Source organism: Leptospira kanakyensis (assembly GCF_004769235.1).
GTDB lineage: Bacteria > Spirochaetota > Leptospiria > Leptospirales > Leptospiraceae > Leptospira_A > Leptospira_A kanakyensis.
The window spans coordinates 1-19,696 of record NZ_RQFG01000005.1 but is presented as its reverse complement, the minus strand read 5'-3'; the positions used below and the strand labels follow the sequence as shown (position 1 = coordinate 19,696).

The following is a 19,696-nucleotide window of genomic DNA, read 5'->3' as shown; positions in this document are numbered from 1 at the left end:
GGATAGGGAAATGTATATGAAACTTCCGAAATTCAAAACCTTAAAAATTTATCTCTTTCTGGTAACCTCTTTAGTTTTTTTCGCCTTTTGTTCTGGGCCAAAAACCGAAGAGGCCAAACTCACCTATGCCCCCGAAGTCCCTCCTCATATCGACAGGTCGAGTGAAGCCAAAGTCATAGTCAATATGGAAACAGTAGAAGTTGTGGGTAGGCTTGCTGACGGCGTGGAATACACATTTTGGACTTTTGGTGGTTCTGTTCCGGGGCCTATGATTCGTGTCAGGGAAGGTGATGAAGTTGAATTCCATTTAAAAAACCATCCTACTAGTAAAATGCCACATAACATTGATTTGCATGCTGTAACTGGCCAGGGTGGGGGAGCTGCAGCTTCGCTTACCATTCCTGGTCACGCTTCTAAATTTTCATTTAAGGCAATCAACCCAGGGTTGTATATTTACCACTGCGCAACCTCTCCCGTGGGAATGCACATAGCCAACGGGATGTATGGTTTGATTTTTGTCCAACCCAAAGAAGACCTTCCGAAAGTGGATAAAGAATACTATGTGGTTCAAAGTGAATTTTATACCAAAGGAAAAAATGGGGAACCAGGACTGCAACCGTTTAGCATGGAAAAGGCGATCACTGAAATTCCCGATTATGTAGTTTTTAATGGATCGGTGGGTTCGCTTGTGGAAGACCGGGCCATCACTGCTAAGGTGGGGGAAACGGTTCGTCTCTTTGTCGGCAATGGAGGCCCAAATTTAGTTTCTTCTTTCCATGTAATTGGAGAAATTTTTGATCATGTTTATACAGAAGGCGGAATCCTTCCCAATCAAAAAAATGTGCAAACCACTCTCATCCCAGCCGGTGGTTCGGCCATTGTTGATTTTAAAGTAGAAGTTCCGGGTACACTGATTTTGGTTGATCATTCTATCTTTAGAACATTTAACAAAGGTTCGCTTGGAATGTTAAAAGTAGAAGGAGAGGCAAATGCCACTGTATATTCCGGAAAACAGGATGACACAGTTTACCTTCCTGAAGGGCCAGCCATCCAAAGAATGGTGACCGAAGTCAAACCTAAAACCTCAGCAAAAACTCCGAAAGAAATTTTAGCAAATGGGGAAAGAGTATATAAATCGGTTTGTGCTGCTTGTCATATGAAGGAAGGACAAGGTGTGGCGGGAGTGTTTCCACCACTAGCAAAATCTGATTATCTCAATGCAGACAAATCTCGTGCCATCCAAGTATTACAAAAAGGACTTAGTGGTCCAATCACAGTGAATGGACAAAAGTATAATAATGTAATGCCACATTTGGAACTTACAAAAGAAGAGATCGCCAGTGTCCTTAGTTATGTTTATAACAATTGGGGAAATAAAGGCATGATGGTAAATGAGATGGAAGTTAAATAGTCAGTTCAATTTATAAAATGATGAGTCGTTTGATTTTTTTATTCTGTTTTTTAACGGTTTCCGTTTTTGGTGAGATGGTAAAAATTCCCGCTGGTAAATGGAAACCATTTTTAAAAGAATCAGAATCAAAGTTAGGTGCTACTATTCCTATCAAAAGTTTTTATTTGGATGAGTATCCAGTCACAAATAAGGAATATTCTGAATTCATAGAAACAAATCCGCAATGGAAAAAAGGAAAAGTTTCTGCTCTATTTGCCGATGGTGGTTACTTGGGTGATTGGAAGGGAAAAAATTATGAAGAGAGCCAAACAAATTCTCCGGTAACTTATGTTTCTTGGTTTTCTGCCAATGCATACTGTCAGTGGAAAGGGAAGAGGTTACCCAAAGAATCCGAGTGGGAGTATGCTGCGAGTATCCCACCTTCTGGTAAAAACAAAAAGGCAGTAGAAACAGTGATCCTTAACTGGTATGGAGAGGTTCGACCACAATTCCTTCCTAATGTTGGTCAGTATAAAAATGGTTTTGGTGTGTATGACCAACATGGAATGATTTGGGAATGGGTCTTTGACTTTAACAACACTTCTGTGACAGGAGATTCCAGACAGGATACGGATATCGAAAGTAGTTTGTTTTGTGGTGGTGGTTCCCTGAAAGCCAACGATTTTTCCAACTATGCATCTTACATGCGTTATGGATATCGTGCAGGTTTAAAGGGTTGGTATACTGCTAAATATTTAGGATTTCGATGTGCAAAGGATTAGAATTTAAGGAGAGTCCGTTATGAAAAATACATTGATTGTAAGAACTTTGGTTTTATTTTTTTGTTTTTCGTTTTATTCTTTTTGCGATGACCACCATTCGCATGCAGACCACCAACATGGAGAGGGGTCTATTTTGGCAGCCAGTGAGGGAGCCAAGGGAAGTCTCTTTGATTTGCCAATCAGTTGGAAAATGGAGTCAGGCCAAACATTTTTACTCAATCAAATCCAAGGATCTCCTTTTGTGATTAGTATGTTTTATGCTTCTTGTCAGTCAGTTTGTCCTAGGCTTGTCGCCGATATGGAAGAGTTGGCTAAAAAAATAAAAGAAAAAACCGGAAAGGTTCCTCGGATGGTACTGGTTAGTTTTGATTCCGAAAAAGACAATCCGACAGTTTTAAACGCTTATAAAAAGAAGATGAAACTTGGAGAAAACTGGAGTTTTCTTTCTGGCAAAGAAGAAGATGTCCGTATGTTGTCTGTGGTTCTTGGAATCAATTATAAAAAAATTTCCAATGGGGAGTTCAACCATTCTGCCGTATACAGTTTGGTTTCAAAAGAAGGATGGGTAGTCTCTCGTGTGGAAGGAGTGGGTTCCAATACCGATTCACTCATAAACATGTATCAGAAATTATAGATTTAGATTTACGAATCAGTTTTATATCGTTCCTTTAAGTTTTATTTCTCTTCATCTTGGTTATTCTTTCAGCAGATAAGAAAAGACGAGGGAATCATTTCTAATTTAGAATTGATTGCATTTGTAATCATTCTTTTTTATTTTAACCAATAATTTCATTTTTTAAGGAAACTTTTTTGGATTCTTTTGTATATAGTCGCCTTCTTCGTAGTTTCGTCATTTTATCCCTTCTTGGTTCATTTCACCTTTCCTGTAAAAAAGAATCTGATGAGAAAGAAGATTTAGTTCTTCTTCTTGGACTTGGTTTGTATGCGAGATCTTGTGCCGGGCAAAATAGTTTTCCCTCAAACGGTTCCGTCGGTGCTTTAACCCGATTACAAATCCAACCTTCACAAACCTCTAGTTCCATTACATCATACAATAACCCTCATCATGTTTACCCTCCACAATCAACTGTGAGTCGAAAAAATATTCTTTCTGTATTTTATCCGGGGACAGGCTCTAGTCCTTGTGATGTTGGTGCTATTTTACAACAGGGTGCATCGCGTGGTTACCATGTCATTGGTCTGAGTTATCCTAATAATGATGCTGTGAATAGTATCTGTAACCAAGGGGATGCCAGATCCGATGTTAGTTGTTTTGAAAATTTTCGGAACGAAGTAGTGACAGGGGCCGATGTATCATCTTATGTTTCTGTGGATCTATCCAACTCGATTGAAGGAAGGTTACTTGCTCTCCTTCAGTATTTAATTTCAACAAGACCCGGTGAAGGTTGGGACCAGTATATTACAGGAAACAATATCAATTGGTCTTTGGTTTATGTGGGTGGGCATTCCCAAGGTAGTGGGCATGCTGCCTACCATGGCAAAAGAAGGGCCGTCGCCCGAGTTTCCATTTATAGCGGTGTTTCCGATTATAGTTTGCAATATTCCTCACTTCCATCATGGCTCGGAGCAGCACAAACGGCACCTGCAGGATCATATTATGGACTCATCCATGAAAATGACACCATTGCCAATTTTAGCGGAAACGCAAACCAAGTAACAGACGCATGGTTAAACCAATTGGGTATGACAGGAACTCTTACCAATACGAGTGTCGGTGCCCCTTATGCCAATAGCAAGCGTTTGGTGACGAGTGCTTGTAATGGAATGGGAACGGCCGCATTACATAGTTGCCCCATGGTCAACGGATTCCAAACTGTCTGGAACTATATTAGTTTTCCTTAATCTTTTGCCGGAAGAATCAAAAGGGAGGAAGACGTTTGAAAATCCATTCGGGGATCATTCGGATCATTCCCATAATGAAACGCCATGGCCAACGAATATAAACAATATCCTTTTTGTTTAGGCCTGCTTTTACAATTAGGTTGGCAGCCGTCTCTGGTTGTAAGGTGAGCCAAGGCATTAGGTTATGACCAAAAGACATTTTTGTATACACCGGGCCTAGTTGGATGGTACAAACATGGACTCCCTTTTTAAAGAGTAAAGACCTAAGGCCTGAGAGGTAAGTGGTGAGACCTGCTTTGGCACTTCCATAAATATAATTCATCTGTCTTCCACGTTCCCCTGCCACAGAACTGACTGCAACGATGGTTCCGTTTTGTTTTTTTTCCATATCCAATGAGATGATGTTTATGAGAGAAACGATACCCGAATAATTAGTTTGGATCGTTGTAAGAAGTTCTGATTGGTTTTCTCTTGCTTCTGTTTGGTTTTGGTAGTATCCAGCAAGAAAAAATACTATTTCTGGTTTCGGATTGAGTGAGTCATAAAATTTTGAATGTGAAGAAAAATCCGTAACATCCAATTCATAAGTTTTTAAAGAGATCTGATATTTGGTTTGGAGACTCGATTTAATATCATTTAACTTTTGTTTGTCTCTGCCGGTTAAGTAAAGAGAAAACCCTTGTTTGGCAAGAGTTTCTGCTATATGAATTCCAATATCGGAAGTGGCTCCAATCACAAGTGCATTTTTCATTGGGGTAAACCTAAATTCTTAGGTTTTAAAAAACTAGGTTCTTTGTCACTGAAAATTCCACCAACCATCCACACTCCCCGATCCAGTAAAAGAAAAGTTTTCTCCGATTTTTGGAACTTGTAAATTGAGTTTTAATTCTTTCGAAGCAACAAGCACTCGTTTGATGGGATCGTTCCAGGGATGCATAGAGAGGATAAATTTTCCCCAATGTACAGGGACAAAAGATTTAGCTCCAATGGTTTTGGCCGCCAAAGCTGTTTCTTCCGGGCGCATATGAATGAAAGGCCAATCATCACCATACTGTCCACATTCTAAAAATGCCAAATCAAAGGGGCCGTATTTTTTACCAATGGATTCAAATACAGAACCATAACCGGAATCACCACCAACAAAAACCTTATATCCACCAATTTTCAAAACATAAGAACACCATAAACTTTTGTTCCTTTGGATCCCTCGTCCCGAAAAATGTCTGGTCGGAGTGGCTGTTACATCTAGGTCTTTCATAACCTCTTTGGATTCAAACCAATCCAGTTCTATGATTTTTGACAAAGGCACTCCCCAGGAGAGTAGGTGGGCAGAAACACCTAACGGAACAATGATGGTTTTTGTTTTTGGATGTAACTTAATGACTGTTTCGTAATCCAAGTGATCATAATGATCATGTGTGATGAGCAAAATGTCTAAGTCCGGCATATCTTCTGGTAAATAAACGTCCGTACCTTCAAAGGATTGAACCGCAAAAGGAACAGGAGATGCATAACCAGAAAACACAGGATCTACTAAAATCTTTTTTCCAGAAGTTAGTAGTAAGTATGAAGAGTGTCCAAACCAAATGTATTGAGGAACATTTGCATCTAACGAATTTAAGTCGATTTTTGCCGAAGGAATCGGTGAAGAAGGCCGAATCGAATTTGGTTTTTGCCAATATTTGATGGCCATTTTAAAATAAGAACTATCCGGTGCTAACATCTCGGTATGTTCTAAATTTTTAAAACTACCTGATTGAAAATGTTCTGACCTGGAAATACGTTGGAGGATTTCGCCGTGAGGGAGTTTGCCGAAAGTTGAAGCCAAAATGAATGTCCTTATTTATTTGACGGTACCAAATCCTTTTTCGCCCATTTTCGGATCATGAAATCCAAATCCCGCATGAGGAGTGGTTTTGTCATAAAATCATCCATACCGGCAGATAAACATCTTTGTTTTTCTTCTTCCAGGACATTGGCGGTAAGGGCAATGATGACAGGTTGTTTGGTGATGGTTTTGGATTGGCGGATACATTTTGTAACCGTAATCCCATCCATATCGGGCATTTGGACATCCATAAACAATAAATCTGGACTTTCGGAACGAACCATATCTAAAGTTTTTTCTCCGTTATCTGTTTGTAAGTTGGAGTATCCCAGTTTTTTTAAGAACAAACTTGAAACTTTTTGACTGATGGGGTCATCATCGGCGACTAAAATCTTCAGTGGATATTTTTCTGCTAGGAGAGACCCCTGTGTGATTTTTGGAATGGGCTCTGGTTTCTCTTGTTCCTCGTCAGTGACAATTGCTTCGGATTGGAATTGAGAGGCGAATTGAAATGAAAAATTGGATCCCCTTCCATAAACACTTTGAACGGTAATGGAACCACCCATCTCCTCGATTAACTTTTTAGTAATGGCGAGACCAAGACCAGTTCCTATGGTTTTTTCAGTAAGGTGAGAATGCACTTGTGAAAATGGTTGAAAGAGGTTTATGATTCTGTCTTCTGGAATTCCTATCCCCGTGTCTTTTACTGAAACTTTTAATCGAACAGAATTTCCATTTAAAGGAATGGTTTCGACAATAACTGTGACAGCCCCTTTCTCTGTAAACTTAACCGCATTACTCAGTAGATTCGTTAAAATTTGTGCCAACCTTCTTTGGTCTGTTTTCAAATAAGCTGGTGGTGGATTTAGAAATTCTAATTCGATTTTGAGTTTGTTTGGATCTGCTTGTGATTTAAAAAGATTGATACAATCGTTCATAAATTTTTGCAGTGGAACCGGTTCTAAATGTAATTCGAACTGTCCTGATTCCAATTTGGATAAATCCAAAATATCATTGATGAGTAATAGAAGGTTATCTCCACTAAACTGAATTAGGTTTAAATATTCTTTTTGTTCCTCTGATAAATTGGTTTGTTGTAGTAACTGAGCCATTCCTAAAACTCCATTCATTGGAGTTCTGATTTCATGACTCATTGTAGAAAGAAAGGTTGTTTTAAAATCTACTTTTGCTTCTGCACTTTCTTTTTCTTGTTTGAGTCTTTCTTTGTTTTTGAAATTTTCTATCATCCTATCCGCAATGAATAGGGCCTGTGAAAGACCAAAAACTAAAAATCCGTATTGTGCAAGATAGGCAGTTCCTTTTTTTGCAAATTCAGTGAGTATATCTAAAGAAAATAAAGACATCGTCGCAATCACTGAAAACAAAAACAAACGAGCACCTGGTTTTTTTAAAATCACACCATGAATGATCGGGTATAATAATCCAAAAATGGCAAACAAAGAAAAAACTAAGTGGAATGCTAAAAATTTAGAAAAGGTAAGTAAATCTAATGGCAGAGCTAAAAAAAGTAAAGAGGCCACAAAGAAGTTTACACGATAAATGAGTTTATATTTTTCATCGTTATAAATTTCTCTTACATATAATACAAAAGAAAGATACAATAATACAAAACTAATTCCATTAACTCGCACCATGATTTCATAAACACCAAGTGGTAGATAATTATATATAAATCTAGTTTCGCCAATGCTTAACAAACGAGCTGCTGCTAAAAAACAAACAGAGGCAAATAAAATATGTGTTTTTTCGTCTCTCCAAAAAATATATAAAACAAAATGAAAAAACGCGAGTGTGAGTAGGGATGTTAAAACGAAAATATCTCTACTAGTTGCTTCTAAAAAGGATTTGTTGATTCCGGCATGGTTCCCTAGGGAATAAGGAGTTGCCACACCGCAGATATGATAATGAAAACAAGATATTTTTAATGAGAGTTTAATTTCTCTGTCTTTTGTCTCAGGGATTGCCACCGTTTGTACATTGAGATGCGGAGTTTCTGTGGAAAAACTTTCTCCGATGATTCCTGATTTGTATATACTTTCATCTCCAACAAGAATTTCGAAAGCATTCCGAGTGATTCCGTTTTGAAGATATAGAGTTTTTGTATTTTCTGGTATTAAAATTTTGAGTGAGAGTTTTGCAAACCCAGTCGGATATTTTTCAGACAAAGAGTTTGTCCAATGTCCTGGCACTATTGTAAATTCTGAGTGGTTGGAATCTTCTGTTTGATTCCAATTTTTCCAATCGATTTTCCATTCCCCATTCAGCGAGACATTCCCCATGGTTTCAAAGTCCCACCCACGGAGATCGATGACTCCCTTTTTAGCTAGAGGTACATTCTCTAGATTGTTGGATTCACAGCCAGAAAGGCTAAAAACCAACAAAACAAAAAGGAAGATGGGTCTTAGTATCTTCATCGTCTCACTATATAAGACGAAATAAATGGGAGAAATCTCTACCCCGTAAAATCAGGAAATCCACCGCCTTACAAAGAGAAGAGCCCACTCCCATAATTTGGGTTTTCGTAGATATCCTAATTTCAAAAGGTTTTCTTTGTTTTGAAAGGCTTTTAGTTTATCAGGATTTACTAAATTAAATATAATATCGATTTTGTTTTCTCTGGTAGTAAAAATTTGGACAATGATTGGTTCGTCCTCAGAATATCCAATGAGCGCAGGGGAACCATTGGCGTAACCAAAATAGATTTCTGTGGATTTTGTTGCTTTTTGTGTTGTTCTGATGAGTAAAGATAAAACTCTTCGGACTCCAGGGACAGGAATTCTCGCAGCATGAACTTTGCCTCCTCCATCAGAATAAGCAATCACATCTTCTTTTAGTAATTTCGTCAGAGCTTTTGTGTCTTGATTATAACAAGCAAAACTGAACTCGAGTAATAATTGGGAATGGAGTTTGGGATCTGGCTCGAACTTTTTTTTCCGGGATTGGATAGCAATACGAGCACGACTTAAAATTTGCCTACAATTTTCAGAATTTTTTCCAACAATATTAGAAATGAATTCATAATCAAAATCGAATAACTCTCGTAATATGAATACTGCTCTTTCTGTTGGATTTAAAGTTTCTAAAATGACTAGAAAAGCAAAATTAACTTTTTCATGATCCAAATCTTCTCTTATTTCTGGAATTGGTTCTGGTAAGTATGGTCCAATGTACGTTTCTTTTTTCCTGGATGCTTTTTTTAAAAGATCAAAAGCAAGCCTCGCGGTTATACTTCCTAGGTATGATTTATGGTTTTGAATATTAGTCTTTTCTATGGAGAGCCATCTAAGATAACTCTCCTGGACAATGTCTTCGGCATCCACATAACTACCAGTAATGCGATATGCTATGGAGAAAAGATAATGTTTCCATTTTAGAAAAAATTCTAGATCATTCATGTGACCAAGTTTCCTACAGGAATTGATTCTGGAATTAATTTGTTTTTCCCTTTGATTGGATTTCCTTTAGGCCAAAAATAAAATCTAAATGGAAGTTTTTTCTCCAAAACCAGCGAAAGAATTGTGAATTTACAAACCATTTCCTTTACGATGGCTCCCCATTTTCCTTTGATGATTTGTTCTTTTGGTTTATCATTTCCTTCTGTCAATTGAATCATCCCGACTTTTCTACCAAGAGAAACACATCTTCCAAAAAACTGAAATGAAAAAGGAGATAAGTTTTTCCCACTAATTAAATTGGCTAGGTGATCGGCCACATAGGCTCCCATCGGCAATGCGGTCACACAACCCATACGTAAAATAGAGTTTTCTAAATAAGCGGAATCACCGGCAACAAAAACTTCAGGAAATTCAAAAGAACGTAAAAAAGCATCTACATAGATTTGATTTTGTGAATTGGTTTTGAATCCGGATTCTTTAAGTAAATTTGGACTTTGAAATCCGGTACAATTTACAATACAATCAAAGGAGAGTTTTGTTTTGTTTTCAAAACGAATTTCATTTTCCTCGATTCCTTTTATATTCATTTGGTCCAAAATTTGGATGTTATTTTCTACAAAAAAGTTTTTTATATAGTCTCTTCCTTGTTTAGAAAAGGATGAAGCAAATGGATTTTTATCTACAATTGTCACTTTCGATTTTGGATAAAAGTGTTTCCATTCGGTAGCCATTTCTATGCCAGTGAGTCCACTACCAACAATACATAGGTTCTGAATTTTTGAATGATCTTTCTTTTTTAGAAATTCAGAAACAGCCCCATTCGATTGGATTGAATTTTCGTTTGGATTCATCTGACGAATCCCTGAACTCCCTAAGGTAATGACCAAGTAGTCGTAATTGATTTTTTGGTTACTTCCTTCCACCTGTATCCTTTTTTCTTTTGGAAAAATTCCAGTAACCTTTGTTTGTAAGAAGCTAACGTTTGTTCGTAAAAGATCCCGTATGTTTCTTTCTTTTTTTTGCCCAGCAGAGGCAATTTCATGGAAACGAATTCTTTCTTGAAATCCTGAAGATTCCGAAATTAAAATGATTTCGACATCTTTCACTTGTTTGTCTAAACGATTTGCAGCGATAATTCCTGCATACCCTGCGCCGAGAATGAGTATTTTTGGTTTCATTTTCTACCTCGTGATAAGGACGAGATTGCCCTTATGGTTTGTGACATGATTCGAAAAAAATTTAGGCTTGATTTAACACCTGATACTTTTCAAAATCACTCATGCAGAAAATGAATTGGAAATTTTTTCTTATTTTGTCCGGATTTTTACTTCATTCCAGTTTTTCCTTCCTTTATAGCCAAGGTTTTGACCGCGGAAAATTGATTCTATATGGGAACGGGGGTGGAGGGATTGGTGCAAATTCTGGAACCATGGAGAAAAAAGTAGAAGAAAATAATTTTCCTACTAATTTGGTCGTCAATTCCCCCTACACAACTCTCACATCTAATTTCGCAAATCATTATATTTTGCAAACTCTTGTCAAAAACCAAACTCAACTTTCTAGTAATGTAGGTGAGTTAGGATTTGAATATGGGCTCTTTCGATATGTTGGGATCGGACTTTCTGCATCCTACCAGTCAATTACTGCATCAAAATTTAGAACTGTAGACCAAAGGGACATTGCACTTTTTGCTCTAGCATCACCTGAATATGGAACATTGCTTAGGCGATTAAATGAAGGTGAAATTTACGGTTTGGCACTGCAAAGGAAAAGGGAAATATTTTCTGCGCCTTCGGCAGATTTAAGTTTGTTTTTTCACTTCCAACCCAATAATCCAACAGATCCTTATTTTCGAGTAGGTGGTGGATCGGGATACGAATACAAACATGGGGGAGCCACCAATCGTGTATTTGGTGCGTTAGGGATTAGATACCATGTAAACCATCGATTTTTCTTAAACGCTGAAGTGGAACATTCGAATGTATATATGGTTCGATATGAAGCACCTAATTCTGGTTTTAGAAACAAAGGAAATTTCGAAGAAACTTTTGTAAAATTTGGTATGGGGGTATCCTTCTCCCTTTTGGGTTCAAATACTCCAGAACCTGAAATCAAAACAACGAAGGTTGTCGATTCAGTTAGTCCAGAAATTCCAATCCAAACAAAAGAACCAGTAGTGGAGAACAAACTAGATCGTTTTGTATTCCTTGCGAGTGAGATCTTTGATTTGCCAACAAGTCGGATCCATTTAGAAGGTCGAGCAAGATTAGATGCAATTGCCCGAAGTTTAGAAAATGAATACAAAGATTTTGATGTGCAGGTGATTACTTATACAACTCCGTTTAGGGAAGATGTTCCTGGAAATTATGAAAATTATGATTTAGGATTTGAACGTTCCCAAGCCATATCGCGAGTGCTTCGTGAAAAGGGTGTGAATTCCAAAAGGATTATCGATTCCACACAAGGTTCCGCCATGTATAATGTGGACTCTAAAGAAAAAGTAGTTATTGAGCTTAGAAAAAAGAACTAGTTTTTTAAAAGCTCAATAAGATATTATTTTCGATCTTCGATTGTGACCTTAGACCCGGGAGCTAACACCTGCTCCTTGGTTTAATTCCAAAATTTCTTCCGTTTTTTTCCTGCTGGATATACAAACTTCAGGATCTTCTTTCATTGATTCCCCGAAACTGGGGATCATTGTTTTTAATTTAGATTTCCATTCATCGGATTGCATTTCTTTAGGGAAACAATCGGCCAACACTTCTAACATAATCGAAACAGAGGTGGAAGCACCTGGACTTGCTCCCAGAAGGGCTGCGAGAGATCCATCTTTTGCCGAAACCACTTCTGTTCCGAATTCCAAAACCCCACCTTCTTCTTCATCTTTTTTGATGACTTGAACTCTTTGTCCTGCCACTACCAATTCCCAATCTTCCGATTTTACCTCAGGAAAGTATTCTCTAAGAGCGTCGATACGGTCTTCATGGGACTGCATGGCTTGGCTGATTAAATATTTTGTTAAAGGTAAGTTGTGCATTCCTGCAGATAACATTGGAAAAATATTATCAAACTCTAATGACTTTACCAAATCTAAGTACGATCCTTTTTTTAAGAATTTTGTCGTAAAACCAGCGTAAGGCCCAAAAAGTAATTCTTTTTTCCCTTCAATGATTCTTGTATCCAAATGAGGAACAGACATAGGAGGAGATCCCACATTGGCCTTCCCGTAAACTTTTGCAAAATGTTGTTTGATCACATCACGATTGCGACAACGTAACCATTGCCCACTCACAGGAAATCCTCCGAACCCAGCGGCCTCTGGGATATCCGATTTTTCTAGGAGGGGAAGACTTCCCCCACCAGCACCAATAAATACAAATTTTGCTTCATGATGTTCTTTTTCATGTGTTTGAATATTATTCGAAGTTAGGTGCCAGAATCCATTTTCCCCACGTTCCAAATCTTTTACATCTTCAAAGTAATGTACATGGACATCGGGAAAACTTTCTAAATACCGAAACATAGCCCTTGTCAATGTTCCAAAGTTCACATCGGTTCCCAGTTCCATCTTGGTTGCCGCTAATGGTTCTGAATTTTCTCGGCCTTTCATCACGAGTGGAAGCCATTCAGTTAAGGTATCCTTATCTTCTGTGTAAACTAGGTCTTTAAAAAGCTCATATTTGGTTAGGGCTTCAAAACGTTTTTTAAGGAAAGATACATTTTCTTCCCCCCAAACAAAACTATAATGAGGGACGGAATGGATGAATTCATCGGCATCTAAAATTCGTTTGGTACCAGCAAGGTAAGCCCAAAATTCTTTTGAAATTTCAAACCATTCCGCAATTTGCAGGGCTTTTTTTGTTTGGATGGATCCATCTTCGTTTTCGATTGTATAGTTCAATTCGCAAAATGCAGAATGTCCGGTACCCGCATTGTTCCAAGCGTTGGAACTTTCCCTTGCTGCTGCATCCAATCTTTCTAGTACGGTAATTGTTAGGTGGGGAGCAAGTTCTTTCAAAAGAACTCCTAGTGTGGCACTCATAATTCCTGCACCGATGAGTATCACATCGGACTTCGTTCGAACTGTATCTTTTTCTTTCATCCTAAACCTTCTATAAAAATAACTGCAACTTTCCTGAATTCCGCCCTGTCCAAAGGTTAGGGTAATTTGATTGAAAGCATTCTTCCTATTTTTGTCCGTTCTGACATCCTTACTCGGATTTATCTATTATTATTCTACCTTTCGTTTAATCTCAGGACTTTCACTGAATGGACCCGTAGTTACGTTGATTTTATTTGGAATTGGGGCACTGGTTCTCCTCGTTCCGCTGACTTATGTAATGAGCCGGATCTCCAAACGAGAAAAAACCCAAACTTTTTTTGCCTATGTCACCTTCACCAACTTTGGATTTTTTTCCATTCTGTTCACTTTGGTCCTCCTCATGGATTTACTTCGTCTGGTGGACTTAGGAATCATCACCCAGTATTCTCAATTTTTGTTTTCCAGTTTGCTCCGGTTTGGATTTCCCATCGATGGCGTGACTGAAGTAAAAAACTTTAGTTTGGCTTTCTCTACCATTGCCCTGGCAACGGCTCTCAGTTCTCTTGGTTTTTATAATGCCCATGTTCGTTTGCGATACAAACGAGTTAAAATTCCTGTAAAGGATTTACATCCTGATTTGCGTGAGTTTAAAATTGTGCAAATCTCGGATGTTCACATTGGATCCACCATTAAAGAAAAGTTTCTCCGCCGTGTTGTCAGTAAAATCAATTCACAAACTCCAGATGTGGTTGTGATAACTGGAGATTTGGTGGATGGGCCCGCAGCCACTCTCAAACACCATCTAAAGCCGCTCGCTGATATCAAATCCAAATATGGAACGTTTTATGTGACTGGGAATCATGAATACTATTCGGGAGTTCTTTCTTGGTTACCAGAAATTGAAAAATTAGGAATCCATATTTTACTCAACGCGAACCAAACCTTGGCTGTGGGCAATGCTAAGTTGCTTATGGCTGGAGTGACCGATCTAACTGCTGGATCTATGATTAAATCCCACCAAACAGACCCTAAGCGAGCCATGGAAGGTGGTGAATCTTGTGATTATAAGATTCTACTCGCCCACCAACCCAATAGCATCTATGAAGCTAATAAAGTTGGATTCGATTTACAAATTTCCGGACATACCCATGGCGGACAATTTTTCCCGGGAAATATTTTGATTTATTTTGCTCAAAAATTTGTTTCAGGACTCCATCGTTACAAAAACACACAAATTTATGTGAGTCGAGGTACTGGGTATTGGGGACCTCCTTTCCGATTGGGTGCACCATCCGAAATTTCTGTTTTAGAACTCCAACCTACTGAATGATTTACTCTTTCGGTTGAGATACAAAACGAATCCTGAACGATAGCTTAGTTTTGTTTTCATAAGAAAAAATATGAAAATAGGTGAAGCCTCTTGGGATTTCCTAAAATATTGACAAATCAGAAGGCGGGTGTGCGGCAAATGACAGAGAATCGATTGATTAGAAAATTGACAGTTGCCATTGAAGCTCCCTTATACTTATTAATTTTTCCTTACTTCATCAACTTCTGTTTATTTGCATCAAGTTTTGATTCAGAAACTCTCATCCATCTTGCGATCATCGGAACTCTTTTATCCCTTGTTCCTTTGGTTGTGGGGATAACCCTTCGAAACAAAAGACTCAAACGATTGTTGGACTATTCCAAAGAAAATGACTATAATACTTTAGTTGGTTTAAAAAAAGGATTACTCGAACATCCTCATTGGGAAGGAAAGGTCATCCTCATTCGTTGGACCGTTTCCATCTTTGGATTTTCTTTTTTTGCTGTGACAGTTTTGGATCTCCCATGGAAAGAAATCATGGCATTGCCCTATGCTTGTATGATGCTTATGCCAATCATCTACCATGCATTTTATTTCCAAACAGAAGTGTATTTGAGTCCTGTATTAAAGGCAAAAGTTTTGGCTGAAATCCTTTTGGACGAATCTAAATTTCGAATTTTCGGCGTTTTTCAAAGAAATCTTTTTACCATGATTGCTGTCGCTTTATTGCCAATGTTGACTTTTGGTTATTATTTGTTTCTCATCCTTCTCGCAGATTTCAGGTCTCCCTATTGGTTCTATCAAATGCCCATAGTGTTTGGAATGATGGTTGTGATTATGATTTATGCAGCTTATGTTGGTAGTAAATCTTTAAAAGATGATATTGGAAATTTAAACCATTCGATTGAAAAACTATCAAAAGGGGAACTAGCAGAAACCATTCCCCAACTCTCGGCAACAAACCTAAGCCATACCATTACCAAATTAAACTTATTTATGGATTCGTTACGGAAGTACTTTCAAACCGCAAAACAGGAAGCAGTTTCACTTTCCGAAACTTCAAAAATCATTTTGGATAAAGGTGGATTGATTGATTCACAAGTTGTATCAGAAAAAAACAAACTTGATTCTACTTTTGAGTCAGTAGGTCAGATCCAAAGTTTATCCAAGGCAACGTATGAACGTGTACTTTCCCAAAAAGACAAAACTAATTTTTTAGCGACAGAACTCACTCGAGTTACAGAAGAGATGACCAATCTTTCTAAAAAAGCAGATGAGTTGGCTCAAAACACAGTGCATTCGATTGGAACGGTAAAGGTGGCAAAAGCCGCCATCCAGTCCGCCTATGAAAAAGTTGAAATGATGAACCAGATGAGCGAAAATATCAAAGCCGCTATCTCTATCGTAGAAGATATATCGGATCGGGTGAACTTACTTTCTTTAAATGCATCCATTGAGGCTGCACGTGCAGGTTCCATGGGACGAGGATTTGCTGTAGTTGCGGGAGAAGTCTCTCGCCTTGCAGATGAAACAGCTAAAAATATAGAGGAAATCAAACGTGTTGTAAAATTATCCCAAGCTGCCTCTAAAGAAAGTTTGGAATCTATGAAAGAAATCATCTCCACCAATGAAGATGTGAAATCTAAATTTGAAGAGATTTCTAGGGTAGTTCAAATGTTCGGTCGAACCAGTGGAACGAGTTCTGACAATGTGAAATCTCTCAAAGACCTTGTTGGAGAATTTCAATTCGATGCGGAAAAAATCACGGGAGAGATGGAGTTACAAACCATTTACACGGAAACATCCAATACCAATTTGCAAGAGTTATGGGAAAATCATTCTCAAATCTCAACGACTTTCGGTGAAATTTCGGAGGAAGCAAACCGTTTGCAAAAGGTTTCTGATTCTATGGAAAAAATTGTTTCCAGGTTTCGGTTTTGAAATTACCTTTTGAAATTTTTTTTAAACGAATGTAAAAGTAATTATTTTCCCTCGTAAATTTTGAGAGATCGTTATTTGAAAGCTGGTCAATGACTCGAATCTATGTCTCTTACTCAGGGAAAGTAGGAATGTTAGTAAATCTATTATTTACAAATATTGCAGGGAAGTATCATATTCTTCTTGGTATTTAAACGAAATTGCCTTTGGGCTTTCTTTGTGGATTAATAAAAGCAAAGATCTTAAAAAAATACTTTCATTTCATAGGAAGAAATTGTTTTCTCATAAATCAAACGATAACCTTTAAAGTATGTTAAAACAAATTCTTCATAAACTCTATTCTCTTAGCATCCGCACTCAGTTGATGATCTTCATTTTTTTTGTTCTCAATTTAGTACTTGGCCCAATTTTTTATCTCGTCTATCAGTCTGCAAAAAGCCAAATCGTAAATCTTGGTGGAGAGCTGTTTAAAACCTTGGCAACTGATTCCGTGGCAGTGATCGATTTATTGAATGAAGATGTAAAAGCCGGAAAAATAAGTTTACCAGATGCCCAGGAAAAGGCTAGGATCTATATTTTGGGACCGAAAGGTTCCGATGGGGTCCGCGACTTGTCCAAAGGAAAAATGTCTGCCAAATTGGACATGAGGGTTTGGGCCTCTCAACCGAATGGTGTTTTTACGATGAACCCCTTTAACATTGAAGGTGTTAATCTCTGGGATTACCAAGTCGACGGAAAATATACAGTTCGAGACACTTGGTCCAATAAGGAAAGAACCGGAAAACTAGTTTATGAATTATGGCAAGAGGGAAAAGAACCAACTCATTCTTGGATTGCCTATCAGATCTATTATCAACCTTGGGATTGGATTGTTGGCTCTGGGGGGAGAGAGGCCATTTTTTATGAAGAGCGCCTTAAGTCATTATCCTACTTATTCTTTTTCGGTGCCATATTTGCTTCCGTCATTTCGTTAGTTTTTTCTTATTTTTTTGCGGCTATTTTTGCGCGTAAGATTGATCATGTGAAGTCACTCATCGGAAAAGCAAGAGAAGGTGATTTAACATCAAAGTCAAATCATCTATATAAAGATGAAATTGGATTACTTCTTACTGATTTTGATCAGATGACAAATAGTTTGCGAACAATGATTCAGGTTGTTTCTCAATCTTCAAATGAAGTTCTGCAATCGGCAGATCAGTTGATCGAAAGTGCAGAAGGTTCTGCAAGTGTTGCTGCTACTATATCAGAATCAATGACTACAGTGCGCAGTAAGTCAAATACCCAATTGGAAGCATTTTCTGAAAACAAATCTGCGGTAGAAGAAAATACTCTTGCGATCGCGAAAATTGCTGAAGCAACTTATGTGGTTTCGGAATTATCAAATGGTGTTTTGGAAAAAGTCGAGGAAGGTCAAGACATCGTAAAAAAAACAATTCATCAAATGGAGATTATTAATTCCTCAGTCAATGGAATCTCTTCGAGTATTAATACTCTTGGTGCAAACTCTAAAGCAATTGGACAAATTGTGGAAACGATCAATCAGATCGCAAGCCAAACGAACCTATTAGCTCTCAATGCAGCAATAGAGGCGGCTCGTGCAGGAGAGGAAGGAAAAGGTTTTGCTGTCGTTGCCGATGAAGTTAGAAAGTTAGCAGAAAGGTCAGAAAGAGCCACTAGACAAATTTCCGTGATCATTGATGAAATCCAAAAGAACACACTTGAATCCATTCAGATGATGGAAAAAGGAAATCAGGATGTCGGCGTTGGCGTAGAAATGGTGAATGTTGTAGGGAATACATTCCAATTGATTATTTCTGCCATTAAGAAAGTGAATGATGAAATTCACGGCGTTTCCTCAACCACAGAAGAAATATCCGCGAGCACAGAAGAACTCAATGCTAACACGGTTCAATTGATTGAGTTAACTAACATTATCAACGAAAGTACAAAAGAAGTTTCTGTTTCCTCGGATTCTCAGTTATCAGAAGTATCTGCTGTAAAAGAAGCCGCAAATCGATTGAGTGAACTAGCAAAAACTTTAAATCAGGAAATTAAGAAGTTTAAAATATAAAAGCTACTTTTGGAAATAAAAATTATCTTTTGATTTCCTTGAAAAGTGAATGTTATTGATGGAAAATTTTAACGGTAGAATTTTAATGTCATACCATTTGCATTGATTTCAGTCACAGACTTTAGTTCCTTTTCTGACCCTAATAAGTCGAGCAATTTGTTAGTTCTTTTGCCATCTTGAGTTTCCCAACCAATCCCACAAATTTCACCATCTGTTGTCTTTAGATATAATCTAGTACTAGAATAGGGGGCGCTGTTTCCCCAATTGATTTGGTAATAAGTAGTGCAATCTGCTTTTATGATAGGAACACCTGTTACTTCCACTTGAGAAATACGATTTCCCGAATCGTAAAGTTCTACCTGGCGAAGGTTTGCTGGGTATTGACTGATAACCGTTGTGCAAGCAATGCCAGGTATGTTTCCTGTACACTGGTTGATTCGATCCTGCTCTTCGGATTCTTTTGCTATAACGATGGATGCCAAGGAGAGGGGGATTACTCCCGATTCTTTGGTTTCCTCTTTGCAGAAAAATAATCCGAATGAATTGATTAGTAAAAACGTGAGTAAGATCGTTTTTAATCTACCGCTTTGATTCTTTCTAAATAACAATTCTCTGGTTTGGTTCTGATTATTTTCTCGCATGGCTATTTAACCATTAGTATAACAATAGTTTGAGTCAACTGTTTTGCGATAGAAATTTAAAACCAAGCATGAGTTTTGCGAACTATGGACAGGTGTTTGTTGTTTGGGAAGAATGAGAATCTTTGGTTTGGTTTGGTTTGTCTCCCAAACTTTACGATATGTTCGTAAATGTATTAGTATATCATGCTTATTTAATTTAATTAGACATAACGATTGTTCAATTTATCTTTCGCATCCTCGCCAAATCCGATGCGACATAATCCATTTGAGACATTTCTGGTCTTTTTTCCTTGCTGAAGGCTTGGTCTTTTCTCATAAAAAAAATGCAAAATGTCTCATAATCCGGGACAATTTTTACAATAGTTGGTTGACGTGGAGTGTACATTCCCAATGATGGTGAAACGGTGATTGAGTGA

General features: G+C 37.8%; 16 protein-coding genes. 8 read left to right on the top strand and 8 right to left on the bottom strand.

What is annotated here, in order from left to right:
* The first annotated feature begins 10 nt into the window (after positions 1–10).
* The 4 genes from nirK (at position 11) to EHQ16_RS00705 (ending at position 4,035) form a co-directional block, all read left to right on the top strand.
* Positions 11–1,411 carry a copper-containing nitrite reductase gene (nirK, locus tag EHQ16_RS00720; protein ID WP_425269922.1) on the top strand — a complete coding sequence of 467 codons (1,401 nt, stop codon included), beginning with the start codon at positions 11–13 and terminating at the stop codon, positions 1,409–1,411.
* Positions 1,412–1,485: 74 nt separating this feature from the next.
* Complete coding sequence (locus tag EHQ16_RS00715) at positions 1,486–2,172, top strand: formylglycine-generating enzyme family protein (protein WP_425269921.1); 687 nt, start codon at positions 1,486–1,488, stop codon at positions 2,170–2,172.
* Between the two features lie 19 nt (positions 2,173–2,191).
* Positions 2,192–2,806 carry an SCO family protein gene (locus EHQ16_RS00710; RefSeq protein WP_135637265.1) on the top strand — a complete coding sequence of 205 codons (615 nt, stop codon included), beginning with the start codon at positions 2,192–2,194 and terminating at the stop codon, positions 2,804–2,806.
* A 176-nt stretch (positions 2,807–2,982) separates the two neighbouring features.
* The gene (locus EHQ16_RS00705; protein WP_135637267.1) at positions 2,983–4,035 is read left to right on the top strand and encodes a BPSS1187 family protein; all 1,053 of its coding nucleotides are present in this window, start codon (positions 2,983–2,985) and stop codon (positions 4,033–4,035) included.
* Positions 4,036–4,051: 16 nt separating this feature from the next.
* Here the strand turns inward: EHQ16_RS00705 and EHQ16_RS00700 are convergent, their stop codons facing one another.
* The 5 genes from EHQ16_RS00700 to EHQ16_RS00680 are packed head-to-tail and all read right to left on the bottom strand — an operon-like array spanning position 4,052 to position 10,457.
* Positions 4,052–4,786 (bottom strand): SDR family oxidoreductase, encoded by a 735-nt coding sequence (locus tag EHQ16_RS00700; RefSeq protein WP_135637269.1) that lies wholly within the window; start codon positions 4,784–4,786, stop codon positions 4,052–4,054.
* 45 nt (positions 4,787–4,831) lie between these two features.
* On the bottom strand, positions 4,832–5,863 hold the full coding sequence (locus tag EHQ16_RS00695) for an MBL fold metallo-hydrolase (protein ID WP_135637271.1): 1,032 nt from the start codon (positions 5,861–5,863) through the stop codon (positions 4,832–4,834).
* An 11-nt stretch (positions 5,864–5,874) separates the two neighbouring features.
* Positions 5,875–8,298 (bottom strand): ATP-binding protein, encoded by a 2,424-nt coding sequence (locus EHQ16_RS00690; protein WP_208742214.1) that lies wholly within the window; start codon positions 8,296–8,298, stop codon positions 5,875–5,877.
* Between the two features lie 51 nt (positions 8,299–8,349).
* Positions 8,350–9,279, bottom strand: coding sequence for a sigma-70 family RNA polymerase sigma factor (locus EHQ16_RS00685; RefSeq protein ID WP_135637273.1), 930 nt, complete (start codon positions 9,277–9,279; stop codon positions 8,350–8,352).
* The gene (locus EHQ16_RS00680; RefSeq protein WP_135637275.1) at positions 9,276–10,457 is read right to left on the bottom strand and encodes an NAD(P)/FAD-dependent oxidoreductase; all 1,182 of its coding nucleotides are present in this window, start codon (positions 10,455–10,457) and stop codon (positions 9,276–9,278) included. Before EHQ16_RS00680 ends, EHQ16_RS00685 begins: the two co-directional genes overlap by 4 nt.
* Positions 10,458–10,558: 101 nt before the next feature.
* On the opposite strand from EHQ16_RS00680, the gene EHQ16_RS00675 reads away from it, so the two are divergent.
* Positions 10,559–11,809, top strand: a complete 1,251-nt coding sequence (locus EHQ16_RS00675; protein WP_135637277.1) for an OmpA family protein — start codon at positions 10,559–10,561, stop codon at positions 11,807–11,809.
* Positions 11,810–11,857: 48 nt separating this feature from the next.
* Here EHQ16_RS00675 and EHQ16_RS00670 read toward each other — a convergent pair whose 3' ends face one another.
* Positions 11,858–13,381, bottom strand: coding sequence for a malate:quinone oxidoreductase (locus EHQ16_RS00670; protein ID WP_135637279.1), 1,524 nt, complete (start codon positions 13,379–13,381; stop codon positions 11,858–11,860).
* 70 nt (positions 13,382–13,451) lie between these two features.
* On the opposite strand from EHQ16_RS00670, the gene EHQ16_RS00665 reads away from it, so the two are divergent.
* The 3 genes from EHQ16_RS00665 to EHQ16_RS00655 all read left to right on the top strand — a co-directional run bounded on the left by EHQ16_RS00665 (position 13,452) and on the right by EHQ16_RS00655 (position 18,639).
* Entirely contained in the window at positions 13,452–14,651 is a 1,200-nt protein-coding gene (locus tag EHQ16_RS00665; RefSeq protein WP_135637281.1) for a metallophosphoesterase, read from the top strand.
* A 138-nt stretch (positions 14,652–14,789) separates the two neighbouring features.
* Positions 14,790–16,571 (top strand): methyl-accepting chemotaxis protein, encoded by a 1,782-nt coding sequence (locus EHQ16_RS00660; RefSeq protein ID WP_135637283.1) that lies wholly within the window; start codon positions 14,790–14,792, stop codon positions 16,569–16,571.
* Positions 16,572–16,878: 307 nt separating this feature from the next.
* Positions 16,879–18,639, top strand: coding sequence for a methyl-accepting chemotaxis protein (locus EHQ16_RS00655; RefSeq protein ID WP_244241862.1), 1,761 nt, complete (start codon positions 16,879–16,881; stop codon positions 18,637–18,639).
* A 68-nt stretch (positions 18,640–18,707) separates the two neighbouring features.
* Here EHQ16_RS00655 and EHQ16_RS00650 read toward each other — a convergent pair whose 3' ends face one another.
* Positions 18,708–19,280, bottom strand: coding sequence for a hypothetical protein (locus tag EHQ16_RS00650; protein ID WP_135637285.1), 573 nt, complete (start codon positions 19,278–19,280; stop codon positions 18,708–18,710).
* 217 nt (positions 19,281–19,497) lie between these two features.
* On the bottom strand, positions 19,498–19,696 hold a 199-nt coding region (locus EHQ16_RS19535; protein WP_208742213.1), incomplete at its 5' end, for a hypothetical protein.

Coding starts and splice junctions, on each gene's coding strand:
- EHQ16_RS00715 (WP_425269921.1), top strand. CDS start 1,486: ATGGTAAAAATTCCCGCTGGTAAATGGAAACCATTTTTAAAAGAATCA.
- EHQ16_RS00670 (WP_135637279.1), bottom strand. CDS start 13,381: ATGAAAGAAAAAGATACAGTTCGAACGAAGTCCGATGTGATACTCATC.
- EHQ16_RS00650 (WP_135637285.1), bottom strand. CDS start 19,280: ATGCGAGAAAATAATCAGAACCAAACCAGAGAATTGTTATTTAGAAAG.
- EHQ16_RS00660 (WP_135637283.1), top strand. CDS start 14,790: ATGACAGAGAATCGATTGATTAGAAAATTGACAGTTGCCATTGAAGCT.
- EHQ16_RS00700 (WP_135637269.1), bottom strand. CDS start 4,786: ATGAAAAATGCACTTGTGATTGGAGCCACTTCCGATATTGGAATTCAT.
- EHQ16_RS00675 (WP_135637277.1), top strand. CDS start 10,559: ATGCAGAAAATGAATTGGAAATTTTTTCTTATTTTGTCCGGATTTTTA.
- EHQ16_RS00690 (WP_208742214.1), bottom strand. CDS start 8,298: ATGAAGATACTAAGACCCATCTTCCTTTTTGTTTTGTTGGTTTTTAGC.
- nirK (WP_425269922.1), top strand. CDS start 11: ATGTATATGAAACTTCCGAAATTCAAAACCTTAAAAATTTATCTCTTT.
- EHQ16_RS00655 (WP_244241862.1), top strand. CDS start 16,879: ATGTTAAAACAAATTCTTCATAAACTCTATTCTCTTAGCATCCGCACT.
- EHQ16_RS00710 (WP_135637265.1), top strand. CDS start 2,192: ATGAAAAATACATTGATTGTAAGAACTTTGGTTTTATTTTTTTGTTTT.
- EHQ16_RS00680 (WP_135637275.1), bottom strand. CDS start 10,457: ATGAAACCAAAAATACTCATTCTCGGCGCAGGGTATGCAGGAATTATC.
- EHQ16_RS00685 (WP_135637273.1), bottom strand. CDS start 9,279: ATGAATGATCTAGAATTTTTTCTAAAATGGAAACATTATCTTTTCTCC.